Source organism: Streptomyces alkaliterrae, from assembly GCF_007097205.2.
Taxonomy (GTDB): Bacteria; Actinomycetota; Actinomycetes; order Streptomycetales; family Streptomycetaceae; genus Streptomyces; species Streptomyces alkaliterrae.
Window position 1 is genome coordinate 1 of record NZ_VJYK02000641.1, and the last position, 875, is coordinate 875.

Here is an 875-nt window from a genome sequence, read left to right on the forward strand (position 1 = left end):
AGCCGACGGTGTCGGCTATGGCGGCGGCGTAGCGCCAGACGCCGGGTGAGGGCGCGGGGCAGGGGCGTCCGTTGGCGGTGAGCGGGGCGAGGCAGAAGTGCAGGGGGTCGTCGTCGCGGTGGAGTTGGGCGCGGCCGTCGCGGCAGAGGCCGGCGGCGGTCTCCTCGGCGTTGCACGGCAGGTAGTTGGTGTGGGTGTAGCGGGCGCCGGGGGCGCTGACCCGGGCGCCCGCGTCGGCGAGGAGGCCGCCGGCGCGCACCACGTGCATCTCGTAGAGCTGGTTGATCTTGGGGATACGGTCGGGGTTGAACGCGTCCGGGCCCTGGACGACCCACACGAGGCGGGGCTGGGGGATGCCGGCCTGGGCGGCGGCGTTCTCGATCTGCCGCGTGATGGCCCGGATGTCGTTGCCGTAGCGGGCTAGGTAGTCGGGGTGGTCGGCGGCGACGCCTTCCATGCACGGCGTGTAGAGCCAGGAGTTGCCCCAGAACTGGAGGACGACCGTGTCCGGCCGCCAGTCGCGGACGAGGGCGGCGGCCTTGTGGGCGGCCGGGACGAGGGAGGAGGCGCCGGTGCCTTCGAGGTAGTCGCAGAGGGTGGTGCCGGAGTGCGGGGCGGCACGGTAGTCGTGGCCGGACTTCCTTACGCGGCGGCCGACTTCGTCCTGGTTCTCGGTGGCGATGGAGTCGCCGAGGTAGAGGACGCGGCCGCCACCGTCCGCCGTGCGCGCCAGGGGCTGCCCGCTGGGAGCGCCACCCCCTGGCGTTCCGTCGGCCGACGTCCCGGCCTTCGAGGTCCCGGGCGTCGTGGTTCCTGCTTCGGGGGCCCCGGAGGCGGGGGTGCCGGACGTGGGAGTGCCGGACGGGGACTCCGCG

At 74.4% G+C, this 875-nt stretch carries 1 protein-coding gene; it reads right to left on the reverse strand.

Features of this window, described 5'->3' with window-relative positions:
• Positions 1-875: SGNH/GDSL hydrolase family protein (locus FNX44_RS28415; RefSeq protein WP_173019313.1), on the reverse strand; the 875-nt coding region annotated here is incomplete at both ends.